The organism is Xenorhabdus doucetiae (genome assembly GCF_000968195.1).
In the GTDB taxonomy this organism is placed as follows: domain Bacteria; phylum Pseudomonadota; class Gammaproteobacteria; order Enterobacterales; family Enterobacteriaceae; genus Xenorhabdus; species Xenorhabdus doucetiae.
Genome location: NZ_FO704550.1, coordinates 2338091 through 2364291 on the forward strand (window position 1 = coordinate 2338091; position 26201 = coordinate 2364291).

At 56.1% G+C, this 26201-nt stretch carries 2 protein-coding genes (1 of these 2 cut by a window edge); both read left to right on the forward strand.

Annotated features, from left to right (window positions below; genetic code table 11):
• Window positions 1-22899 (forward strand): non-ribosomal peptide synthetase, encoded by a 22899-nt coding sequence (locus tag XDD1_RS10495; RefSeq protein ID WP_052705683.1) that lies wholly within the window; start codon window positions 1-3, stop codon window positions 22897-22899.
• Window positions 22899-26201, forward strand: partial view of a non-ribosomal peptide synthetase gene (locus XDD1_RS10500; protein ID WP_045970991.1) — the 5' portion only. Its footprint extends 3426 nt past the window's final position; the window shows 3303 of its 6729 coding nt (coding positions 1-3303); its start codon is at window positions 22899-22901; its stop codon lies off the right edge, out of view. The genes XDD1_RS10495 and XDD1_RS10500 overlap by 1 nt, the downstream gene beginning before the upstream one ends.

Genomic DNA, 26201 nt, shown 5'->3' on the forward strand with positions numbered 1-26201 from the left:
ATGCCTATGTCATGCAATGGTATTAACAACGATAGTATTAACAACGATAGTATTAACAACAGTACTCACAACCGAGATCCACTTCCGCCAGCGGATCCTTCTGCCTCTGGTAAATTCTCTCTCAGTTCTACTCAGCAAGTCGTTTGGCTCGATCAATACCTCCGTCCTGATAGCACTTGTTACAACCTGGGTTCAGTCGTTCTGATTGAGGGAAAGTTGGATGAAGCCCTGTTAATACACGCCTTTAAAACCGTTGTTTATCGTCATGATGCGTTGCGTTTACGGCTCATCAGTACTCAGGAATTACCATTGCAAGAACTCACGGACACAAGCAATGTATTCGTGACAATTCGTGATTTTTCAGACTATGCAGACGCAGAAGAACAGGCGAAACAATATATCCATGCTGCTTTTAGCTGTCCGTTTGATTTAAACGGTGAACTATGGCGTTTTGAGTTGTTACGCGTGAGTGATAATCGTTGGTACTGGCAGTTCTGTTGTCATCATCTGATCGGCGATGCGATCACGTTAGGACTCATCGCTGAAGAGATAGCCAATACTTATCGTTGCTTAACCAGAGGCGAGGAAATCCCACAAGCCGCGCCCTCCTATCTCGATTTTATTGATGAAGATCATGCCTATTTACACTCACAGCGCTATCAGCAAGATCAACAATTCTGGCTGGAACGTTACAAAAATTTGCCGCCCGCATTAATCCAACCGTCCAGTACAGAGAAAAAAGCCGATAACGAACACCCCGAACCGCTGGTTTGGCAATGGGACAGGGCGTTTTTTCAGCGCATCGAAGATGCTGTCGCCGCACAGGGTTTATCTGTCCTGCACTTTATGTATGCGGTCTTGGCCTGCTATTTCTCACGAACAACTTATTTTTCACGGGCAGACTTTTCATCGGAAGACAATAGTGAAGAGATTGTGATGGGTATTCCCGTACACAACCGTAAAAACGTCAAACAAAAACGCACCATAGGCATGTTTTCGTCAGTGATTCCGGTCGGAATCACCGTTGCACCCGATGATACCTTCCTTGATGTGATGAACAAAACCGCAGCAGAATTGCGTCGTTGCTATAAGCGTCAGCGCTTGCCAATCGCAGAAATCAATCGGCTTATACAAACCCAGCAGAAGAGCGGACGTACTCAACTATTCGATATCATGCTGTCATTTGAGTGGATAGAAGTGAATGCGGATATACCCAATGCCACGCTCAAATATTCAAAAATACAACGTGGCGCGCCGTTTCCTCTGGTTATCGCTGTCCACCAATATGCCTTCGCCAATAGTGAAGATGCCCATAAGCCTGTTACGTTTGAGTTTGATTTTTCTCCCGATTACCTGAGCCGTACTGAAGTGATAGCACTCCAAGCGCGTCTTAGGGTGTTGATCGAAGCCGCCCTTGCGTCTCCTGAGATGCCAATCCGAAATTTACCGATGTTGCCAGAATCAGAACAACAGCGGCTGGCGGCGTTTAATGCCACCCAGGTGGATTTTCCGTCGGATGGCTTGGTTCATCCCCGGTTTGAAAGGCTGGCCGCCCAACAGCCCGATGCCCCGGCCGTGGTCTTTGGGGAACAAACCCTGAGCTACGGCGAACTCAACCGCCGTGCCAACCGGCTGGCGCATGATTTAATCGCACAGGGCGTACAGCCGGATGACCGGGTGGCGATTTGTGTTGAGCGCAGCCCGGCAATGGTGACCGGGATACTGGCTATCCTTAAGGCCGGCGGGGCGTATGTCCCACTCGACCCGGCTTACCCGACTGAACGGCTGGCGTATATGCTCAAGGATGCGGCACCGGTGGCCTTACTGACCCAGACCGCTCTGGCCGGCCGGTTGCATCAGGCCGTACCCGCGGCCGGTTACACCACCGTATTACTGGATGCGCCCATCGCTTCACTCACTGAACAACCGGACCACAATCCTGACCCGCAGGCACGGGGGCTAGCACCGCACCATCTGGCCTATGTCATCTACACCTCCGGCTCCACCGGCCTGCCCAAAGGAGTAGCGATGCCGCTGGCGGCATTGGCAAACTTGCTGCAATGGCACTGCTCCCCTTCACAACCCGCCGGCAGCGGCAAAACCCTGCAATTTGCCGCCCTGGGGTTCGATGTCGCCTTTCAGGAAATCTTTACCACCCTGTGTGAGGGCGGCTGTCTGGTGCTGATTGATGAAGCCCTGCGCCGTGAACCGCAACAGCTTCTCCGGCTGATTCAGCAAGCACAGATTGACCGGGTTTTCCTGCCCTACATTGCGCTCCAGCAGTTGGCTGAGGCCGCCGACTACGCTGAAAGGAATGGTGAGGGGAATTTAACCTGTCTGGCACATATTATTACCGCCGGTGAACAGTTGCGCATCACCCCGGCCATCCGGCGTTTCCTGCAACGGGCCGGCCACTGCCGGTTACACAATCACTACGGCCCGACGGAAAGCCATGTTGTCACGGCCTACACCTTGGGAACAACGCCGGAACACGAGCCAGCCCTGCCGCCCATCGGCCGCCCGATAGCCAACTGCCAAATCCATCTCCTCGACCCGCACGGCCAGCCCGTGCCGTTGGGGGTGACCGGTGAAATCTATATCGCCGGTGCCGGGGTCGCCCGTGGTTACCTCAACCGGCCGGAACTGACGGCCGAGCGCTTCCTTCGTGACCCGTTCTCTGCCGACCCAAATGCCCGCATGTACAAGACCGGTGACCTCGGCCGCTGGCGGCCTGACGGCAATATCGAATACCTTGGCCGCAATGATTTTCAGGTCAAGCTGCGCGGCTTCCGCATTGAATTGGGGGAAATCGAGGCCCAACTGAGGCAGTGCCACGGCGTGCGTGACGCCGTGGTGCTGGCACGCGAAGAGGAACCGGGGCAAAAACGGCTGGTGGCCTATCTGCTGCCGGAGCCGGAGGCCAGACTCCTTCCGGCTGAACTGCGTCAGCAACTTGCCCAACATCTGGCCGACTATATGCTGCCCGGTGCGTTTGTGGTGCTGGACACTTTCCCGCTCACGCCCAATGGCAAACTTGACCGTCAGGCGCTGCCGGCACCGGACGCCGCTGCCGTGGTGACCCGGGGCTATGCCGCCCCAATCGGTGAAACTGAAACGGCACTGACGCACATCTGGCAGACGCTGCTGGGGCTGGAACGGGTTGGCCGCCATGACCATTTCTTTGAGCTTGGCGGGCACTCACTGCTGGCTGTCCAACTGGTCGCCCGCATACGGCAGAAGCTGGCGTGCGAACTGCCGTTACAGACACTCTTTGAGACACCTGTCTTGATGACACTGGCGCATACGCTGGCGCAAACGGCCGCAACCCCACAGACGGTGATCCCTGCGGCTGACCGCAATCAACCCTTGCCACTCTCATTTGCCCAACAGCGTTTGTGGTTTCTGGGGCAGCTCGATCCGGCGGCCAGTCAGGCTTACCATATTCCTGTCGCCCTGCGCCTGACCGGCTCACTGGATCAGCGGGCATTGGCGGCGGCATTTAACCGGCTGGTGGCCCGCCATGAGAGCCTGCGTACCCGTTTTGTCTCGGTTGCAGGCCAGCCCTGCCAGCAACTCGATCCCGCTGACACCGGTTTCACCCTGTCCTGCCAAGACCTGCGCCCGCGTGATCCGGCCTTGCACGCCGGCCTCGTCGCCGAAATTGCCGAACGTGAATCTCAGGCTCCCTTCGATTTTGCCCAAGGCCCATTGTTCCGCGGTCAACTGCTGCAACTGGCCGCAGAGCAGCATGTATTATTGCTCACCCTGCACCATATTATTACTGACGGCTGGTCGCTTGGGGTGCTGGTCCGCGAATTGGGGGCCTTTTATCGCGCGGCGCTGGCTGGTCATGATGCGCTCTTGCCACCCCTGCCCATTCAGTATGCGGATTATGCGGTCTGGCAGCATGAACAATTAAACGATAAGGTGCTCGCCGCGCAGCGTGATTTCTGGCGTGATCAGCTTGAAGGGGCACCAGCCTTACTGACCTTGCCCACCGACCAGCCACGCCCTGCGGTACAAACCTATGCCGGCCGTCAGGTTGCTTTCCACCTTGATGCGTCATTACTGGCCTCACTGAAACAACTGGGGCAACGCCATCACACCACCTTATTTATGACCCTGCTCACGGGCTGGAGTATTGTCCTCAGCCGGCTGAGTGGTCAGGAGGAGATTGTTATTGGTACGCCGGTTGCCAACCGCCAGCACCATGAGCTGGAGGGATTAATCGGGTTCTTTGTCAACACATTGGCCTTGCGTATGACATGCAGGGATGACCTCAGTGTCGCCGACCTGCTGGCACAGGTACGGGAACGGGCACTGGCTGCCTATGCCCATCAGGATTTGCCTTTTGAGCAGGTGGTGGAAGCGCTCCAGCCTGAGCGTAGTCTCAGCCACAGCCCTATCTTTCAGGTGATGCTGGCGCTGGACAATACACCAGTTCAAGAACCGGCATCGCCTGATTTGCAGATCTCCCGCATTGAGCTGGCGTCCCATAGTGCTCATTTTGATTTAATGCTGTTGTTGACGGAAACTGACACCGGTTTGGTCGGCGGGCTGGAATATGCCACCGATCTGTTCGATGCCGCCACCATTGAGCGCATGGTTGGCTATTTGCAACGAATACTGGCGGCAATGGCCGCCGACGCAACACAATCGATTACTCGCCTGCCGATGTTGTCAGCGTCGGAGCGACAACAACTGCTGGTGGATTTCAACGCAACTCAGGCCGATTTTCCGCAAAACGCCCTGCTCCACCAACTGTTCGAAACGCAGGTGACGCACGACTTCACGGCCACAGCGGTAGTGTGCGGCGACCAAACGCTCAGCTATGGTGAATTGAACCAACGCGCCAATCGGCTGGCCCATCATCTGATTGCGCTGGGAGTACGACCGGATGATCGGGTCGCCATTTGTGTTGAGCGCCGACTGGAAATGATGGTGGGTTTACTCGCTATCCTTAAGGCGGGTGGTGCCTACGTGCCGTTAGATCCGGCTTATCCGGCTGAACGGCTGGCCTATATCCTTAAAGACGCCGCTCCCATCGTGGTACTGACCCAAACAACGCTCGCCGACAAGTTGGTCAGTACTGTCTCCACGGTGCTACTCGACAGCCAAGAACCCTTTATGGCGATGGAGGCATTGCCGGCTGGTGATCCCGATCCGCAGACACTGGGGCTGACATCACATCATCTGGCTTATGTCATCTACACCTCCGGCTCCACCGGCTTACCCAAAGGCGTCGCCGTTACCCACCGTAATACGGTGAATTTCCTGACTTGGGCACAGCGAACTTTTCAGCGTGACGAGTTGGCGCAGGCGCTTTTTGCAACTTCACTGAATTTTGACATCTCCGTGTTTGAGTGCTTTGCTCCCCTGCTCGTTGGCGGCACGGTTCATTTGATGCCCGATATCCTGTCATTGGTCAATGCAGCGACAACGCCATCACTCAGCTTGATCAACACGGTGCCGTCAGCCATTGTCCATCTGATTGAAGCCCGTGCTGTTCCCTCCTGTATCCAGACGGTTAATTTAGCCGGCGAGGCCCTGAAAGCCCATGTTGTGGAACATTTATTCGCTCACTCCACCGTACAGGATGTGTGCAATCTGTATGGCCCTTCTGAGACGACGATTTACTCGACCTGGACCAGAATGAAGCGAACCACCGGCTTTCATCACCATATTGGTCGCCCGATTGCCAATACCCAGATTTATATTCTGGATACGCAGGGCCAACCCGTACCGCTCGGTGTGATAGGTGAGATCCATATTGCCGGTGCTGGTGTGGCCCGTGGTTACTTCAATCGCCCTGAACTGACCAAAGCACGTTTTCTCACCGATCCGTTCTCGCCAGAGCCGGATGCCCGCATGTACAAGACCGGTGATCTCGGCCGCTGGCTGCCTGACGGCAATATCGAATACCTTGGCCGCAATGATTTTCAGGTCAAACTGCGTGGCTTTCGCATTGAACTGGGGGAAATTGAGGCGCAACTGATGCAGTGCCACGGGGTGCGCAATGCCGTCGTGATCGCCCGCGAAGATGAGCCGGGGCAGAAACGTTTGGTCGCTTATCTGCAACCCTTGGACGGGATTGAACTCCTGCCGGCGGAACTGCGTCAGCAACTCGCCCAACGCCTTGCTGAGTACATGCTGCCCAGTGCCTTCGTCATGCTCGACACATTTCCGCTGACGGCCAACGGCAAACTTGACCGTCAGGCGCTCCCCGCCCCTGATCGGCTTGCGGTGATTTCGCGTGATTATGCCGCCCCATGCGGTGAAGCGGAAACCGCACTGGCTCAGATTTGGCAAGAGCTACTGGGACTGGAGCAAGTCGGGCGCCATGACCATTTCTTTGAGCTTGGCGGTCATTCGCTGATGATTGTCAGCCTGATCGAGCAACTCTACCTTCTCAGCTGGCAGCTTGATGTCCGCAGTGTGTTCTCCGCCCCGATCCTGGCTGAAATGGCCCAGGCGATTAAAGGGGATATCGATAGCTTTATCGTGCCACCCAACCGCATTCCCGCCCACTGCACCACCCTTACGCCGGAGATGCTGCCGCTTATCTCACTGTCCCAAGCCGAGATTGATGCCATCGCCGAGGCAACGCCCGATGGGGTCCGCAATATACAGGATATTTATCCGTTGGCACCGCTTCAGGAAGGGATCTTGTATCATCACTTGCGACAAGCGCAAGGTGATACTTATCTGTTACAGAGCCTGCTGGCTTTCGAAAGTCGCGAACGGCTGGACGCTTTCCTGTCTGCGCTCCAGCAAGTCATCGCTCGCCACGATATTCTGCGTACTGCCGTCTGCTGGCAGGGATTAGTACGACCTGTTCAGGTCGTTTGGCGGCAGGCGCCATTGCGCATCAATGTGTTTGTTCCTGATACTATTTCTAATACAGCAGCGGATAATGTCCCCTCTCAACTACAAGCGCACACTGATCCACGCCGTCATCGTCTCGATTTGAGTCGCGCCCCCCTGTTCGCGGCGGATATCGCCCATGATCCGCAACAGGATGAATGGTTGTTGTCCCTGCGTTTCCATCATCTGGTCTGCGATCATATGACACTGGAGCTAATTTTTGCTGAGATTGCCCAGATACAGCAAGGACAGGCTGATAACCTGTCCGAAACCGTACCGTATCGCAACTTTATCGCCCAAACGTTAAGTGTGCCGCCCACGGTGCACGAAACATATTTCCGTGCTCAACTGGCTGATATCGACACACCGACCGCGCCATTCGGTGTACTTGCCATTCAGGATGATAATGCCCCGATCGCAGAAGCTCATCTTTCACTCGATCCGGCTCTGGCGCAGGCGATCCGCACTCAAGCCCGCCGTCTGGGCGTCAGTCCAGGCGTCTTGTTCCACGTCGCCTGGGCACAAGTGCTCGCACAAACCAGTGGCAACGACAATGTCGTCTTTGGTTCCGTGCTCTTGGGGCGGTTACTGGGCGGTGAAGGTGCCTCGCGAACGCTGGGGATGTTTATCAATACCCTGCCAATACGGATCGCTTTAGCGCACCGTAGTGTGCAAGAAGCCATACAGGCCACCTATCACAATTTGACGACTTTGCTGGAGCACGAACAGGCCCCCTTGGCACTGGCACAACGTTGCAGCGGTATGGCGCAGTCAGTCCCCCTGTTCAGTACCTTGCTGAATTATCGTCACAGCCAAATCAGCGAAGATGGCGAAACCCATGTCATTAAAATACCTCAGATAGATATGCGTATCGTCGCCATTGAGGAACGGACTCACTATCCGATCACCTTATCGGTGGATGATATGGAGGCCGGTTTCCGTTTAACCGCGCAGACGGTGACCCGTATTGATCCCGCCCGCATCACCACCTATCTGGCAACCGCCATTGGGGGGCTGGTTGAGGCTTTGGCCCACAACCCACAAAGACGGATTCAGGATATCTCCATTCTGCCAATAACAGAGCGGCAACAGTTATTGGTGGACTTTAATGCTACTCAAGTGGATTTCCCACACAATGCGTTGATCCACTCTCTGTTTGAGGCGCAGGCCGCACAGCGTCCTGATGCGACCGCCGTCGTCTTTGGGGAACAAACCCTCAGCTACAGTGAGTTAAATCACCGTGCCAATCAACTGGCTCATCACCTGATTGTGCTGGGAGTACGGCCGGATGATCGGGTCGCCATTTGCCTCGAACGCAGTCCGGCGCTAATTATCAGCCTGCTTGCCATCCTTAAGGCCGGCGGGGCTTATGTGCCGCTTGATCCCACCTATCCGGCCGAACGGCTGAGATATATGCTGGCAGATTCTGAACCTGTGGTCTTGCTGACTCAGACAACCCAATCGGACAAACTGGACACGCTGATACCGACCGTATTGCTTGACGCACAAGCCTCGTTCTGGGCAGCACAACCGATGCACAATCCAGAGGCTCAGGCGTTGGGGCTGACGTCACGTCATCTGGCCTATGTCATTTATACCTCCGGTTCGACCGGCCAACCGAAAGGGGTGATGGTTGAGCATCGCAATGTCCTTCGTCTGATCGTGAATAGTGGTTTTGCTGATATCAGTCCGAATGACTGTATTGCTCATTGTGCCAATCCGGCTTTTGATGCCTCCACCTGGGAAATCTGGGCGGCCCTGCTCAATGGCGCTTGCCTGCATGTGGTTCCCCAATCGGTGTTGCTTGACCCGGCGCAGCTCTGCCAGACCCTGATCAACGGGCAAGTCACCGCCCTTTGGTTAACGGCGGGGTTATTTAATGAATATCTGGAGGCGCTCACGCCGTTGTTCGGGCAATTGCGTTATTTGTTGGTCGGCGGTGATGTGCTCGACCCACGGAAAATCCAACAGGTGCAACGGGCTGAATCCCAGCCCGCCCATCTGATTAACGGCTATGGCCCGACGGAAACCACGACATTCGCTGCCACTTATGCCATTGTCTCCCCCGTCGATACTGACCGTTCGATTCCCATTGGCCGCCCGATTGCCAATACCCGGATCTATCTCCTCGACCCACACGGTCAACCGGTTCCGCTCGGTGTGGCCGGCGAAATCCATATTGGCGGTGCCGGCGTCGCCCGTGGTTATCTGAACCGGCCGGCACTGACGGCGGAACGTTTCCTGCGTGATCCGTTCTCTGCCGAACCCGATGCCCGCATGTATAAAACCGGCGACCTCGGCCTCTGGCTGCCCGATGGCACGCTGGAATACCTTGGCCGCAATGATTTTCAGGTCAAACTGCGTGGCTTCCGCATTGAACCGGGAGAGATCGAGGCAAGGCTCAGGCAGTGCCACGGCGTGCGCGAAGCGGTGGTACTGGCGCGCGAAGACCAACCGGATCAGAAACGGCTGGTGGCCTACCTGCTGCCGCTGGAGGGTTGCCAGCTACTTGCGGCGGATCTGCGTCAGCAACTCGCCCAACACCTCGCTGACTATATGCTGCCCAGCGCCTTTGTCCTGCTTGAGGCTTTCCCGCTCACCCCCAACGGTAAACTGGATCGTCAGGCACTGCCTGCGCCGGATTCAACAGATGTGGCAGTTCACCGTTATGAAGCGCCAATGGGTGAGGTGGAAATTGCATTAGCTCAAATTTGGCAAACATTACTGGGGCTGGAACAGGTTGGCCGCCATGATCATTTCTTTGAACTGGGTGGGCACTCATTGCTGGCTGTCCAACTCATGGCCCATATCCGTCAGGATTTGGCACGGGAATTATCATTACAACAACTCTTCGACCAGCCTGTCTTGATGAATTTAGCTCAAACGCTCACTGGCGTTGCGGCAACCGCTCAGGCCGCGATCCCGGTGGCTGACCGTCACCCGCCCCTGCCTTTGTCCTTTGCGCAGCAACGATTGTGGTTCCTGAGTCAGATCGACCAGGCTGCCAGTCTGGCCTACCATATTCCTGCGGCATTGCGCCTGAGCGGGCACCTTAATCACCCGGCCTTGACCCGCTCACTCAGCCAGTTAATCGCCCGGCATGAAATCCTGCGCACCCGCTTTGTCTTGGTCGCCGGTCAACCTTGCCAACAAATCGATGCGGCTGACAGCGGCTCGGCTGTTATGGGTTCAATGTTGTCTTACCAAGATCTGCGCGCATTAGCGCCAGCCTCGCAGACCGACCGTCTCGCTGAACTCGCCGCTTTCGAAGCGCAGACACCTTTTGATTTTAGCCAAGGCCCCTTGATCCGTGGTCATTTGCTGCAACTGGCCGATGAGGAGCATGTATTACTGCTCACCCAACACCACATTATCTCTGATGGCTGGTCCATCGGCGTATTGATGCGTGAACTGAGCGCCCTCTACCGTGCCGCCCTTGCGGGTCAAAACGATCCCCTACCACCCTTGCCCATTCAATACGCCGATTATGCCGTCTGGCAACGCGAATGGTTACCGGAAGCTAAACTGACGGCACAGCGTAACTTCTGGTGTTCCCAACTTGCAGGCGCTCCGGCTTTACTGACCCTGCCGACCGATCGGTCACGCCCGGCGACACAATCCTTTGTCGGTGGCAGGCTGCCTGTCCATTTTGATGCGGATTTACTGGCGTCACTCAAAGGGCTTGGGCAACGCCATCACACCACTTTATTTATGACCGTACTGGGCGCCTGGAGTATCGTACTCGCCCGGTTCAGTGGTCAGGATGAGATTGTCATCGGCACGCCGGTGGCTAACCGCCCGCATCATGAACTTGAACCGCTAATCGGTTTCTTCGTCAATACGCTGGCCTTGCGGGTCACCCTGCATCATTCCACCCGTGTGGCTGATCTCCTCAAGGCGATCCGTGAACGGGCACTCGCGGCCTATGCCCACCAAGATCTGCCCTTTGAGCAAGTGGTGGAAGCCCTCCAGCCGGAACGCAACCTGAGCTACAGCCCAATCTTTCAGGTGATGCTGGCCTTAAACAACACGCCACCCCAAGCGCTGACCTTACCCGATATACAATGTACGCCCGTTGAGCAGAGGTATCCCAGCGCCCATTTTGATTTGACCTTGTCGCTGACTGAAACCGAAGCGGGCTTGGTCGGGGAGCTGGTCTATGCGGCCGATCTGTTCGATGTCGCAACCGTTGAACGTATGGTCGGTTATTTAGCCAATGTGTTGACCGCCATGGCGGCGGATGAGACACAACGCATCGCGACTCTGCCCATGCTGCCGGAAACAGAACGGCAACAACTTCTGCTGGGCTTCAACGCAACCCGGATGGATTTCCCGCAAGAGGCGTTGTTCCACCAGCTCGTTGAAAATCAGGCATTACAACATCCTAATGCCACCGCAGTTGTCTTTGAGGAACAAACCCTCAGTTACGGAGAGCTAAATCGCCGGGCCAATCAGTTGGCTCATCATCTGATGACGTTGGGGGTACGCCCAGACGATCGGGTCGCGGTCTGTGTCGAACGCAGTCCGGCGATGGTGGTGAGCTTACTGGCGATCCTCAAGGCGGGGGGCGCTTACGTCCCTCTCGATCCCGTCTATCCCAGCGAACGGTTGGTCTATATGCTTGAGGATGCCGCCCCTGTCGCTTTACTGACGCAAACCGAGTGGATGGATAAATTTTCCGGCACCTTGCCGACGGTCTTGCTTGATAACGCCTTTGACAACCCTAATCCGTTCTTGGCGACCCAGCCCGCAGATAACCCAGATCCGCAAACGCTGGGGCTGACATCACGCCATCTGGCCTATGTGATTTACACGTCAGGATCAACAGGCCAGCCGAAAGGGGTGATGATCGAACATCGTAGTCTGTGCAACTTGATTACCACGCAACAACAGGCACTGGCACTGACCCCTGATAGTCGTGTCTTACAGTTTGCTTCGAACAGTTTTGATGCCTGTATTTGGGAATGCGGCATGGCTTTCGGGGCGGGGAGTCGTCTCTATCTCGCCAAACGTGCCGATCTGCTGCCGGGGGCGGTACTGTCCGGTTATCTGGCCGCCAATGCCATCAGCCATGTGCTGTTGTCACCGACCGTACTGGCGGCCATGGATGCTTTGCCCGATACCTTACACACCTTGCTGGTGGGCGGTGAAGCGTGCCCGCCAACCTTAGTCAAACGCTGGTCACCCGGCAGGCGGATGCTCAATGCCTATGGCCCGACGGAAATCACCGTCTGTGCCACCCTTTATCCATGTGGTAATCAGAAAGAGAATAGTCAGGAAGAAAATAGTCAGGAAGAGAATGCACCGCCGATTGGCCGCCCGATTGCCAATACCCAAATCTATCTGCTTGATGCCCATGCCCAACCTGTCCCGCTGGGCGTTATCGGGGAAATTTATATTGCGGGCGCCGGCGTCGCCCGCGGCTATCTCAATCGGCCTGAACTCACGGCTGAACGCTTCCTGCGTGATCCATTCTCTGCCGATCCAGATGCCCGGATGTACAAAACCGGCGATCTCGGTCGTTGGCTGCCCGACGGCAATATTGAGTATCTTGGCCGCAATGACTTTCAAATCAAGCTGCGTGGTTTCCGTATTGAGCTGGGTGAAATAGAAGCCCGTCTCAGACAGTGCCACGGCGTGCGTGAAGCGGTTGTACTGGCACGCGAAGACGAACCCAATCACAAGCGTCTGGTGGCTTATTTGCTGCCTGAACCGGAGGCCCAACTCCTTCCGGCTGAACTGCGCCAACAGTTGACTCACCATCTCGCTGAACACATGCTGCCCAGTGCGTTTGTCACGCTTCCATCCTTCCCGCTGACGCCGAATGGCAAACTCGACCGTCAGGCACTGCCTGCGCCTGATGCGTCTTCGATCGTCATACGCCGCCATGAGCCTCCAACAGGTGAAACGGAAACGGTTCTGGCTCAGATCTGGCAGAAGCTATTGAAATTGCAGCAAGTCAGTCGCCATGATCATTTCTTTGAACTCGGCGGCCATTCGTTGATGATTGTCAGCCTGATTGAAGAACTACGCCATCTGGGTTGGCAACTCAGTGTCCGCAATGTATTTGCCACCCCCGTCCTCGCGGATATGGCTCAGGCTATCCAGCATAACACCGACACTTTTGTCGTACCGCCTAACCTGATCCCGGCAGATTGCACGGCCATCACTCCCGCGATGTTGCCGCTGGTTTCGCTGTCCCAGACTGAGATTGATACCATCGTTGCTCACATTCCGGATGGAGCGGGCAATGTGCAGGATATCTATCCACTGGCACCCTTGCAGTCAGGCATTCTGTTCCACCATCTGTTACAAACCCAAGGCGATGACTATTTATTGCACATCATGCTCGCGTTTGCTACGCGTGAGCACCTTGATGCTTTCTTGAGTGCCCTGCAACAGGTGATTGACCGCCATGATATTTTGCGTACCGCAGCCTACTGGCAAGATCTGACGCAACCGGTTCAAGTCGTCTGGCGTCAGGCATCCCTGAATATTAATGTGTTCACCCCTGCCACGACGGACGCTATCGCGGCGCAACTGCAACAACAGACTGATCCTCGTCAGCACCGTATCGACCTGACCCGTGCGCCCTTGTTCACAGTGGATATTGCCCATGATCCGGAACAACAGGAGTGGTTGCTGGCACTGCGTTTCCATCATCTGGTCTGTGACCATACGACGCTTGATCTGGTCTTCGCTGAGATTGTCCGGATACTCTCTGTTCGGGTGGCACAGGGAAATATGAAAACCCTGCCCACGGTACTGCCCTACCGTAATTTCATCGCGCAAACGCTGAGTGTTCCGGCGTCAATCCATGAAGATTACTTCCGCCAACAACTGGCCGATATCGACGAACCCACCGCACCGTTCGGTGTGCTGACCATGCCAAAAGCAGCGCCCAAATCGGGTGAATGGCCCGACAACCATGGCGAGCCAGTGGCAAAAGCCCGGCTTTTACTGACGCCTGAACGGGCTAAGGCCATTCGCGCTCAGGCTCGTCGTCTGGGCGTCAGCCCCAGTGTGCTGTTCCATGTCGCCTGGGCACAGGTATTGGCGCAAACCAGCGGCCGTGATGATGTGGTGTTTGGTTCCGTGCTACTGGGACGTCTGCAAGGTATTTCGGGTGCCGACCAAATCTTGGGCATGTTTATCAACACCCTGCCAATGCGTATTGCTTTGAGCGGACGCAACGTACAAGACATTGTGCAGGAGACCTATCGCAACCTGACCACCTTACTGGAACACGAGCAGGCACCGTTGGCGCTGGCACAGCGTTGCAGTGGCGTGGCGCAGCCTACGCCCCTGTTTAGTACCTTGCTGAATTATCGCCATAGTCAAACGGGTCAGGATGAGATCGTTGATACCCTATGGTCTGATATCCGCCTGATCAGGGCTGAGGAAAGAACCAACTACCCGATTACGCTATCTGTCGATGATTTAGGGGATGATTTCCAACTGACCGCCCTGACTGTCACCGAGGTTGTACCAGAACAAGTCACCGCCTATCTGGCAACGGCCATTGGCGGCTTGGTTGATGCCTTAGTCCACAATCCGCAACAAGGGATTCTGGATGTCCCGATCCTGCCGGCGGCAGAGCGGCAGCAAATACTGGTCGATTTCAATGCCACGCAGACGGATTTTCCACAAGACGCGCTGATCCATCAACATGTTGAAGCTCAGGCATTGTTACGCCCCGATGCGACGGCAGTGGTTTGTGCAGGCCAAACCTTGAGCTATCGCGAATTGAACCAACACGCCAATCGTCTGGCCCATCAGTTGATTGCACTGGGCGTACGTCCGGATGATCGGGTAGCAATCTGTCTCGAACGTAGTCCGGCGCTGATTGTCGGCTTACTCGCTATTCTCAAAGCCGGCGGGGCTTATGTGCCCCTCGATCCCACCTATCCGGTTGAACGGTTGGCTTATATGCTGGAAGACGCAGCCCCGGTTGTTTTACTGGCTCAGGCCGCCCAGAGCAGCAAACTGCCCGGCACCCTGCCAAGGGTGTTACTTGACCATTTATTTGATGGTCAAGACCCGCAATTGGCGGCACAACCGGCCGATAATCCCGACGCTAAAGCCTTGGGGCTGACCGCCCGTCATTTGGCCTATGTGATCTACACCTCCGGTTCCACCGGTCAACCCAAAGGGGTGATGGTCGAACATCGCAATGTCCTGCGTTTGCTGATCAATAATGGCTTCGCCGATATCGGCCCGGATGACTGCCTTGCCCACTGCGCTAATATCTCATTTGATGCCGCTACGTGGGAAGTGTGGTCTGGTTTAGTTCATGGCGCCCGTATTCTGTTGATCCCGGAAAAAACCTTGCTGCAACCCGCCGATTTTGCCCAATGCCTGTCATCGGAAGGCGTGAGTGCCCTGTTCCTCACTACCTCCCTGTTCAACCACTATGCCAATTTGATTGGGCCTGCCTTATCGGGGTTGCGTTATGTTCTTTTCGGGGGTGAGCAGGCTGACACCCGCCCTGCCATTCACCTGCGTGCCGAATATCCCCCCCAGCACTTGCTGCATATGTATGGGCCAACGGAGACAACCACTTTCGCCACTGCCTATGTTATCCCTGAGACGGAAGATAAAGACGGCCGCCAAGCCATTCCCATCGGCCGGCCGATCGCGAATACCCAGATCTATATTCTGGATAAACAAGGTCAGCCGGTTCCCATCGGGGTCGGAGGGGAAATTTATATTGCCGGTGCCGGTGTGGCGCGCGGTTACCTGAACCGGCCTGAACTGACTGCCGGGCGTTTCCTCGCTGATCCGTTCGCTTCAGATCCCGGTGCCCGGATGTACAAAACCGGCGACCTCGGTCGCTGGCGGCGCGACGGCAATATCGAATACCTTGCGCGTAATGATTTTCAGGTCAAACTGCGTGGCTTCCGCATTGAACTGGGGGAAATCGAGGCAAGGCTGATGCAGTGCGATGGCGTGCGTGAGGCGGTCGTACTGGCGCGCGAAGACCAACCCAATCAGAAACGGTTGGTGGCCTATCTGCGGCCGCAGGCAGGGGTTGAATTGGTGCCGGCTGAACTACGTCAACAACTCGCCAAACACCTTACCGAGTATATGCTACCCAGCGCGTTCATCACGCTCGACACTTTCCCGCTGACGCCAAACGGTAAACTTGACCGTCAGGCCCTGCCTGCCCCTGATTCATCGTCCGTGGTGACGCAAACGTATGAAGCGCCGCTGGGGGAGGCAGAAATCGCGTTGGCTCAGATTTGGCAAGAGTTGCTGGGGCTGGAACACATCGGCCGCCACGATCACTTTTTCGAACTCGGCGGGCATTCCCTGCTGGCCGTTCAGCTTGCTTCACGGGTGCGTCAGGTATTCGCACGCGAGCTACCCTTGCAGCAACTCTTTGACCAGCCGCGGCTGAGCGATCTGGCTCAAAGCCTGACGGAGGCGGCGGTGACCACGCAGGTTACCATTCCCGTGGCTGACCGTCATCAGCCCCTGCCGTTATCCTTTGCCCAGCAACGGCTGTGGTTCCTGGGGCAACTCGATCCGGCGGCCAGCCTGGCCTACCATATCCCCGTGGCATTACGCCTGACCGGGCGGCTTAATCGCCCTGCCTTAATCCACGCCCTCGATCGCTTAGTTGCCCGTCAGGAAATTTTGCGTACCCGTTTTGTGCTGGTTTCAGGCCAACCTTACCAGCACATCGATCCGGCTGACATGGGTTTTGCCCTGTCGTACCAAGATCTGCGTTCGTTAACGCCAGAAGCCCACGCTAACCGGATCGCGGAATTGACTGCGCTTGAATCACAGACACCTTTCGATTTCAGCCAAGGCCCGCTGATCCGCGGTCACTTATTGCAACTGGCCGATGAAGAGCATGTCTTGCTGATTACCCAACATCATATTATCTCTGATGGCTGGTCGATCGGTGTGCTGATAGATGAGATAACCGCCCTCTATCGTGCCAGCCTTGATGGTCAGGACGCGCCTTTACCTCCCCTGCCGATTCAGTATGCCGACTATGCCGTCTGGCAGCGTGACAGGCTGCAAGAAGCTGCCCTGACTGCGCAACGCAATTTCTGGTGCGCCCGGCTCGCAGGGGCGCCGGCCTTGCTGACCCTGCCCACGGATCGGCCACGTCCCGCGGTGCAGCGCTATGTTGGCAGCCGAATACCGGTTCACTTGAATGCTGACTTATTGGCTGCGCTTAAGACGCTGGGGCAACGCCATAACACCACCTTGTTTATGACGGTACTTACTGGCTGGAGTATTGTACTGGCCCGGTTGAGTGGTCAGGATGAGATTGTGATCGGTACACCGGTGGCTAACCGTCCGCACCATGAACTGGAGGGAATGCTCGGTTTCTTTGTCAATACGCTGGCGCTGCGTGTCACCCTGAATGATTCTGCCCGTGTTACCGACTTGCTCGCACAGGTACGGGAACAGACCCTTGCGGCTTACACGCATCAGGATCTGCCTTTTGAGCAGGTGGTAGAAGCCCTCCAGCCAGAACGCAGCCTGAGTTACAGCCCGATCTTTCAGGTGATGCTGGCCTTGAACAATACGCCGCTGAGTACGACATTACAGGCACTGGCATTACCTGATCTGCAACTCACCCCGGTTGAGCAGGAACACCAGAGCGCCCACTTTGATTTGACCCTCTCCCTGACGGAAACCGAATCGGGTTTGATCGGTGAGCTGGCCTATGCCATTGATTTATTCGATGCGGCAACCATTGCGCGTATGGTCGGTTATTTGACCCATGTGTTGGCAGCCATAGCGGACGATGAAACCCAAATCCTTACGGCCCTGCCCATGCTACCGGAAGCGGAGCGGCAACAATTGTTGGTGGGATTCAATGCCCATCACGAAACTTTCCCGCAAGACACACTGATCCACCAACGATTTGAAGCGCAGGCCGCACAACGTCCTGATGCTCCCGCCGTCGTATTTGAGGGACAAACTCTCAGTTATGGCGAACTCAATCGCCGGGCCAATCAACTGGCGCATCACCTGATTGCACTCGGTGTCCAACCGGATGATCGCATCGCCATTTGTGTTGAGCGCGGTCTGGCGATGGTGGTCGGCTTACTGGCGATCCTCAAAGCCGGCGGAGCTTATGTGCCGCTTGATCCCGCCTATCCCGCTGAACGGCTGGCGTATATGCTGGAAGATGCGGCACCGGTGGCCTTACTGACTCAAGCGACGTTACACGATGAATTACGCGACAAGCTGGACAGCACCTTGCCGACGGTCTTGCTGGATAATACGCTGGAGAGTCACGGATCGTTTTCGGCTGACAATCTACCGACTGACAACCCAGACGCACAGGCACTGGGGTTGGCATCACGTCATTTGGCCTATGTCATTTACACATCAGGGTCAACCGGCGTACCGAAAGGGGTGATGGTTGAACACGCCAATGTCATTCGCCTGCTGGCCGCAACCCAATCGCGTTTTCAGTTTGATGACCAAGATGTATGGACGCTGTTCCACTCGTTTGCGTTCGATTTCTCAGTCTGGGAATTGTGGGGCGCCTTGGTTTATGGCGGCCGGTTGGTCATTATCTCAGCCGAATGTGCCCGCTCACCCCAGCAATTCTATGCGCTGCTGTGCCGTGAACACGTCACGATCCTCAACCAGACGCCCAGTGCGTTTCGCCAGTTAATCGCCGCCCAGGATGCCACTGTGCACACCCTGCGCTGCATCATTTTCGGCGGCGAAGCCTTGGAACTGCATACGCTTGCCCCATGGGTGGCCCGCAATCCGACGTCGCAAACCCGTCTGGTGAATATGTATGGCATCACCGAGATTACGGTACATGCCACCTACCGTGAACTGACGGAGTCCGATATCCATTCAGGGCGTGGCAGCTTGATTGGCCGGCCGCTTGCTGATCTGCGGATATATATTCTCGACCCCCACGACCAACCGGTTCCGCTTGGTGTGGCAGGGGAAATCTATATTGTCGGTGCCGGTGTGGCCCGTGGCTATCTGAATCGCCCTGAACTCACTGCCGGGCGCTTCCTTGCCGATCCGTTCTTCCCGGATTCAGCCGCCCGCATGTATAAGACCGGTGATCTCGGCCGCTGGCTTCCCGACGGCAATATAGAATATCTCGGCCGCAACGATTTTCAGGTCAAGCTGCGGGGTTTCCGCATTGAACTGGGGGAAATCGAGGCCAAACTTGAGCAATGTCACGGTGTGCGCGAGGCGGTCGTGTTGGCGCGCGAAGACCAACCCAATCAGAAACGGCTGGTGGCCTATCTGCGGCCACAGGCAGGCAGCGAGCTAATACCGGCAGAACTGCGCCAACAGCTTGCCCAACACCTCGCTGACTATATGCTGCCCAGCGCCTTTGTCACGCTTGACGCCTTCCCACTGACCCCCAATGGCAAACTGGACCGCAAGGCACTGCCTGCCCCCGATTCATCCTCGGTTGTGGTACGTCAATATGCGGCACCGCTGGGTGAAATGGAAATGGCGCTCGCCCAGATTTGGCAAAACTTACTGGGGCTGGAGCGAGTCAGTCGCCATGATCACTTCTTCGAACTCGGCGGCCATTCGCTGATGATTGTCAGTCTGATCGAAGAGTTACGTAAGCTGGATTGGCAGCTTGACGTTCGCAGCGTATTTGTCGCCCCCGTTCTTGTTGAGATGGCGCAAGCTATCCGGCGTCAGACCGAGACGTTTGTCGTGCCGCCTAACCTGATCCCGGCAAACTGCACGGCCATCATGCCCGCCATGTTGCCTTTGGTTTCACTGTCCCAAGCCGAGATTGATGCCATTGTCGCGACGGTGCCGGGGGGTGCCGCCAATGTGCAGGATATCTATCCGCTTTCACCGTTGCAGGAAGGGATCTTGTTCCATCATCTGCTCCAGACTCAGGGGGATAATTATCTGCTGCAAAGTTTGCTTGCCTTCGATCATCGTCAGCGCCTCGATACTTTCCTGACGGCGCTGCAACAGGTTATCGACCGTCATGATATTCTGCGCACGGCGGCCTACTGGCAAGATCTGGCTCAACCCGTTCAAGTGGTCTGGCGTCAGGCACCACTGGCGATCAACACCTTTACCCCCATCACGACGGAGGAGGTCTCTGCCCAGCTACGGGCTGACACTGATCCACGCCGGCATCGTATTGACCTGAACCGCGCGCCGTTGTTCACCGCCGATATCGCCCATGATCCGGCACAAGGTGAATGGTTACTGGCGCTGCGCTTTCATCATTTGGTCAGTGACCATCTGACACTGGAGCTTATCTTTGCCGAAATTGCGCTGATTTTGCAGGAAAAAGCGGAGAGGTTGCCGGCTGCACTGCCCTATCGCAACTTTATCGCTCAAAGCGTGAGCACACCCACTGACGAGCACGAAGCGTATTTCCGTACCCAACTGGCGGATGTTGATGAACCGACAGCACCGTTTGGGGTACTGAAAGTGCAAACAGATGGTGAACTCGTGACTGAAGCTCGTCTCCCTGTCGCGCCTGATCTGGCCACAGCGGTTCGTGCTCAAGCGCGCCGTCTGGGCGTCAGCCCCAGTGTGCTATTCCATGTTGCCTGGGCTCAGGTACTGGCCAAGACCTGCGGCCGTGATGATGTGGTGTTTGGCTCCGTGCTGTTGGGCCGGCTTCAGGGCGGTGCCAATGCAGAACGCGTATTGGGCATGTTTATCAATACCCTGCCAATCCGGGTTTCCCTGACTGATCGCACCGTTCAGGAAGTGGTACAAGATACTTATCACGGTTTGATGATGTTGCTGGAACACGAACAAGCTCCCTTGGTACTGGCACAACGTTGCAGCGGTATGGCGCAGTCAGTCCCCCTGTTCAGTACCTTGCTGAATTATCGTCACAGCCAATCCGATAAAACAGGGGCGGTTGCTACCACTTGGGCAGGCATCCGTCTTTTGGCCGCGGAGGAGCGCACCAACTATCCCATCACCCTGTCCGTGGATGATTTAGGCACCCGTTTCCAGCTTATTGCCCAGACGGTAGCGGGTATTGACCCGAACCGCATCACTCACTATCTGGTCACAGCCATCGGTGGCTTAATCGAGGCACTGGCTCATGACCCCCAACGGTTGATGCGGGATATCGCCATCCTGCCGGCAACAGAGCGGCAGCAATTATTAGTGGATGTCAATGCAACACAAGCCGATTTTCCGCAAGAGGCGCTGATCCACCGACTGTTTGAGGCGCAGGCCGCACAGCGTCCTGATGCGACCGCTGTCGTCTTTGGGGAACAAACCCTCAGCTACGGTGAGCTAAATCGTCGTGCCAATCAACTGGCTCATCACCTGATTGTGCTGGGAGTGCGCCCGGATGATCGGGTCGCCATTTGCCTCGAACGCAGTCCGGCGCTGATCATCGGCCTGCTTGCCATCCTTAAGGCCGGCGGGGCTTATGTGCCGCTTGATCCCACCTATCCGGCTGAACGGCTGAGATATATGCTGGCAGATTCTGAACCTGTGGTCTTGCTGACTCAGACAACCCAATCGGACAAACTGGACACGCTGATACCGACCGTATTGCTTGATACACAAGCCTCGTTCTGGGCAGAACAGCCAACACATAACCCAGAGACACAGCGCTTGGGGCTGACATCACGAAATTTGGCCTATGTAATCTATACTTCCGGTTCGACCGGCCAACCGAAAGGCGTGATGGTTGAGCATCGCAATGTCCTTCGTCTGATCGTGAATAGTGGTTTTGCGGATATCCGTCCGAATGACCGCATTGCCCACTGTGCCAATCCGGCTTTTGATGCCTCCACCTGGGAAATCTGGGCGGCCCTGCTCAATGGCGCACGCCTGCATGTGGTTCCTCAATCAGTGTTGCTTGACCCGGCGCAGTTCTGCCAGACCCTGATCAACGGGCAAGTCACCGCCCTTTGGTTAACGGCGGGGTTATTTAACGAATATCTGGAGGCGCTCAAGCCGTTGTTCGGGCAATTGCGTTACTTGCTGGTCGGCGGTGAGGTGCTCGACCCACGGAAAATCCAACAGGTGCAACAGGCTGAATCTCAACCCGCCCATCTGATTAACGGCTATGGCCCGACGGAAACCACCACCTTTGCGGCCACTTATGCCATTGCCTCCCCCGTCGATTCGGCACGTTCAATTCCCATTGGCCGCCCGATCGCCAATACCCGGATCTATCTCCTCGACCCACACGGTCAACCGGTTCCGCTCGGTGTGGCCGGCGAAATCCATATTGCCGGTGCCGGCGTCGCCCGTGGTTATCTGAACCAGCCGGCACTGACGGCGGAACGTTTCCTGCGTGATCCGTTCTCTGCCGAACCCGATGCCCGGATGTACAAGACCGGCGACCTCGGCCGTTGGCTGCCCGATGGCACGCTGGAATACCTTGGCCGCAATGATTTTCAGGTCAAATTGCGCGGCTTCCGCATTGAGCCGGGGGAGATCGAGGCAAGGCTCAGGCAGTGCCACGGCGTGCGCGAAGCGGTCGTACTGGCGCGCGAAGACCAACCGGATCAGAAACGGCTGGTGGCCTATCTGCTGCCGCTGGACGGTTGTGAACTGATTCCGGCGGATCTGCGTCAGCAACTCGCCCAACACCTCGCTGACTATATGCTGCCCAGCGCCTTTGTCCTGCTTGAGGCTTTCCCGCTCACCCCCAACGGTAAACTTGATCGTCAGGCACTGCCTGCGCCGGATTCGTCGGCCATGGTGGCGCATGAGCATGAGCCACCACAGGGAAGAATAGAAACGGCTTTGGCTCAGATCTGGCAAGAATTATTAGGTCTGGAATGTATCAGCCGTCACGACCATTTCTTTGAACTTGGCGGCCACTCATTGATGGTCGTCAGGCTGATAACACGGATAAAAAACCGATTCTTGGTCAATATTCCCCTGACCGAATTATTTATGTCGCCCACATTGACGGAACAAGCCGCCGTCATTTTATCAGCGCAAATGGGAGCGCTAGGGGAAAACGAGATTGAATCACTGCAAAGCGATCTTGACTCAATGTCGGCAGAAGAATTGATGGCAATTTTAGGCGGAGAAAATCCCCGCGGAGACAGTCACTAATGGCAAGAACTCATATGAACCTCGATGATTTGAAACGCGCTGTGCTGGAAAAAAGAATTGAAGAACAATTGCAAGTCCGTGGGTGTCAACAACAACCGTCATTGATCACCCCCGCAGACCGGCATCGGCCTCTGCCGCTCTCTTTCGCGCAACAGCGGTTATGGTTTCTCAGCCAAATCGATCCGGCGGCGGCGCTGGCCTATCACTTGCCGGTGATACTGCAACTCACCGGTCAGCTTGACCTCCACGCGCTGGCGACATCACTCGACCGCCTGATAGCCCGCCATGAAAGCCTGCGCACCCGTTTTGTGCTGGTCGAAGGCCAACCCTGCCAGCAACTCGATCCGGCCGATATCGGTTTTGCCCTGTCTTACCATGACTTGCGCCAAACCGATCCCGACTTACATCCCCGTCAGGTGGCCGAACTCGCTGATCTTGAAGCCCTGACCCCTTTCGACTTTGCCCAGGGGCCACTGATTCGCGGCCAATTGCTGCAACTGGCTGATGAAGAGCATGTATTGCTGCTGACCCTGCATCACATTATCACTGACGGTTGGTCTACGGGGGTGCTGGTGCGCGAACTGGGGGCTTTCTACCGCGCCGCCCTTGATGGCCGTGATGCCTCTTTGCCACCCCTGCCGATTCAGTATGCGGATTATGCGGTCTGGCAACACGAGCAGTTAAAAGAGACTGCCCTTACCGAGCAGCGTGATTTCTGGCGTGCCCAACTTGAGGGCGCGCCAGCCTTACTGGAATTGCCCACGGATCGGCCGCGCCCCGCCGTACAGACTTACGCCGGCGACCACGTTGCTTTCCAGCTTGATGCTCCGCTGCTGGCATCCCTTAAGGCGCTGGGACAGCGCCATCACAGCACCTTGTTTATGATTATGCTGACCGCCTGGAGTAGCGTACTCGCCCGGCTGACCGGTCAGGAGGAGATTGTCATTGGTACGCCGGTGGCCAACCGTTCGCAGCATGAACTGGAAGGGCTGATGGGTTTCTTTGTCAATACACTGGCCTTGCGCGTGACATTCAATGATCACCTCAGCGTGAAAGAACTCCTCGTGCAGGTACGGGAACGGGCGCTGGCGGCTTATGCCCATCAAGATTTGCCCTTCGAGCAAGTGGTGGAAGCCCTCCAGCCGGAACGCAGCCTCAGCTACAGCCCGATCTTTCAGGTGATGCTGGCGTTGAATAATACGCCAACCCAAGCGCTAACGTTGCCAAATTTACAACTGACAGCGATGGAGCCGGCTCGTCGTGGTGCCCATTTTGATTTAGCATTGTCTTTGAGTGAATTGTCTTTAAGTGAATTATCGCTGAGTGAAACCGAGACCGGTTTGGTGGGGGATCTGGAATATGCCACTGATTTGTTCGATCGCGCAACCGTTGAGCGTATGGTCGCCTATTTTACCCATACTCTGACGGCGATGGCGGCGGATGAAACGCAACCTGTTGCGACTTTGCCGATGCTGCCGGCATCGGAACGACAACAACTGTTAATCGATTTCAATGCGACTCAGGCGGATTTCCCGCAAGATGCCCTGATCCACCAACTGATTGAGACTCAGGCGGAACAACGTCCTGATGCTACTGCATTGGTATTTGAGGATAAAACACTCAGCTATGGCGAACTGAACCGTCGGGCCAATCAACTGGCTCATTATCTGATTGCACTGGGGGTGCACCCGGATGATCGTGTCGCCATTTGTGCCGAACGCAGTCCGGAACTGATCGTCGGCCTGCTCGCTATCCTGAAAGCCAGCGGAGCTTATCTGCCGCTCGATCCCGCTTATCCGGCCGAGCGGTTGGCTTATATGCTTGAAGATGCGACTCCCGCGGTCTTACTGACCCAGACCGCCCAACGCGACAAACTGCCCGGCTCCCTGCCGACGGTGTTACTTGATCACGTCCTTGATGAGCAAGACCCGCTGTTAGCGGCACAACTCGCCGCACAGCCGGCTGACAACCCTGATGTTCAAGCCTTGGGGCTGACTGCCCGTCATTTGGCCTATGTGATCTACACCTCCGGCTCCACCGGCCAGCCCAAAGGGGTGATGGTGGAGCACCGCAATGTGCTGCGTCTTATCGTTAACAGTGGTTTCGCGGATATCAGCCCGGATGACTGCATTGCCCATTGCGCCAATATCTCATTTGATGCCGCTACGTGGGAAGTGTGGTCTGGCTTGGTTCATGGTGCCCGTCTTCTGTTGATCCCCGAAAAAGCTCTGCTGCAACCCGCCGAATTTGGTCATTGCCTGTCAGCGCAAGGGGTGAGTATCCTGTTCCTCACTTCTGCTCTCTTCAACCACTACGCCCATTTGATTGGGCCTTCACTGGCGGGGTTACGTTATGTCCTGTTCGGGGGAGAACAGACTGACACGCGTCCGGCGACTCATCTGCGCACCGAATATCCCCCCCAATATTTGCTGCATATGTATGGGCCAGCGGAAACCACCACTTTTGCTACCGCCTATATCATCCCTGAGGCGGAAGAAAATAAAGACAGCCACCAAACCATTCCCATTGGCCGCCCGATCGCCAATACCCAGATCTATATCCTCGACCCGCAGGGTCAACCGGTTCCCCTCGGTGTGACCGGTGAAATCCACATTGGCGGTGCCGGTGTGGCGCGCGGTTATCTCAATCGCCCTGAACTGACTGCCGAACGTTTCCTCGCCGACCCGTTCTCTGCCGAACCGGATGCCCGGATGTACAAAACCGGTGACCTTGGGCGCTGGTTGCCCGATGGTAATATCGAATATCTCGGCCGCAATGATTTTCAGGTCAAACTACGCGGTTTCCGCATTGAACTCGGTGAAATCGAGGCACAACTGAGGCAATGTCACGGCGTGCGTGAAGCCGTCGTGATAGCCCGTGAAGCTGCTTTCGATGAAAACACCGGTGATCAGAAACGTCTGGTCGCTTACCTGCGGCCACAGGATGGCGTTGAATTAGTCCCCGCTGAACTGCGTCAGCAACTTGCCCGGCACCTCGCTGACTATATGCTGCCCAGCGCCTTTGTGACATTAGCGGCTTTCCCGCTGACCCCGAATGGCAAACTCGACCGGCAGGCTCTGCCCGCCCCTGACTCATCGGCGATGGTGGTCCGTAGCTATGAATCCCCGGCCAGTGAAACAGAAATTGCACTGGCTCAGATTTGGCAAAACTTGCTGGGGCTGGAACAAGTCAGTCGCTATGACCATTTCTTTGAACTGGGCGGGCATTCGTTGATGATCGTCAGCTTGATCGAGGCGTTGCGCAGTACCGGTTGGAAGCTCGACGTTCGCAGTGTCTTCGCC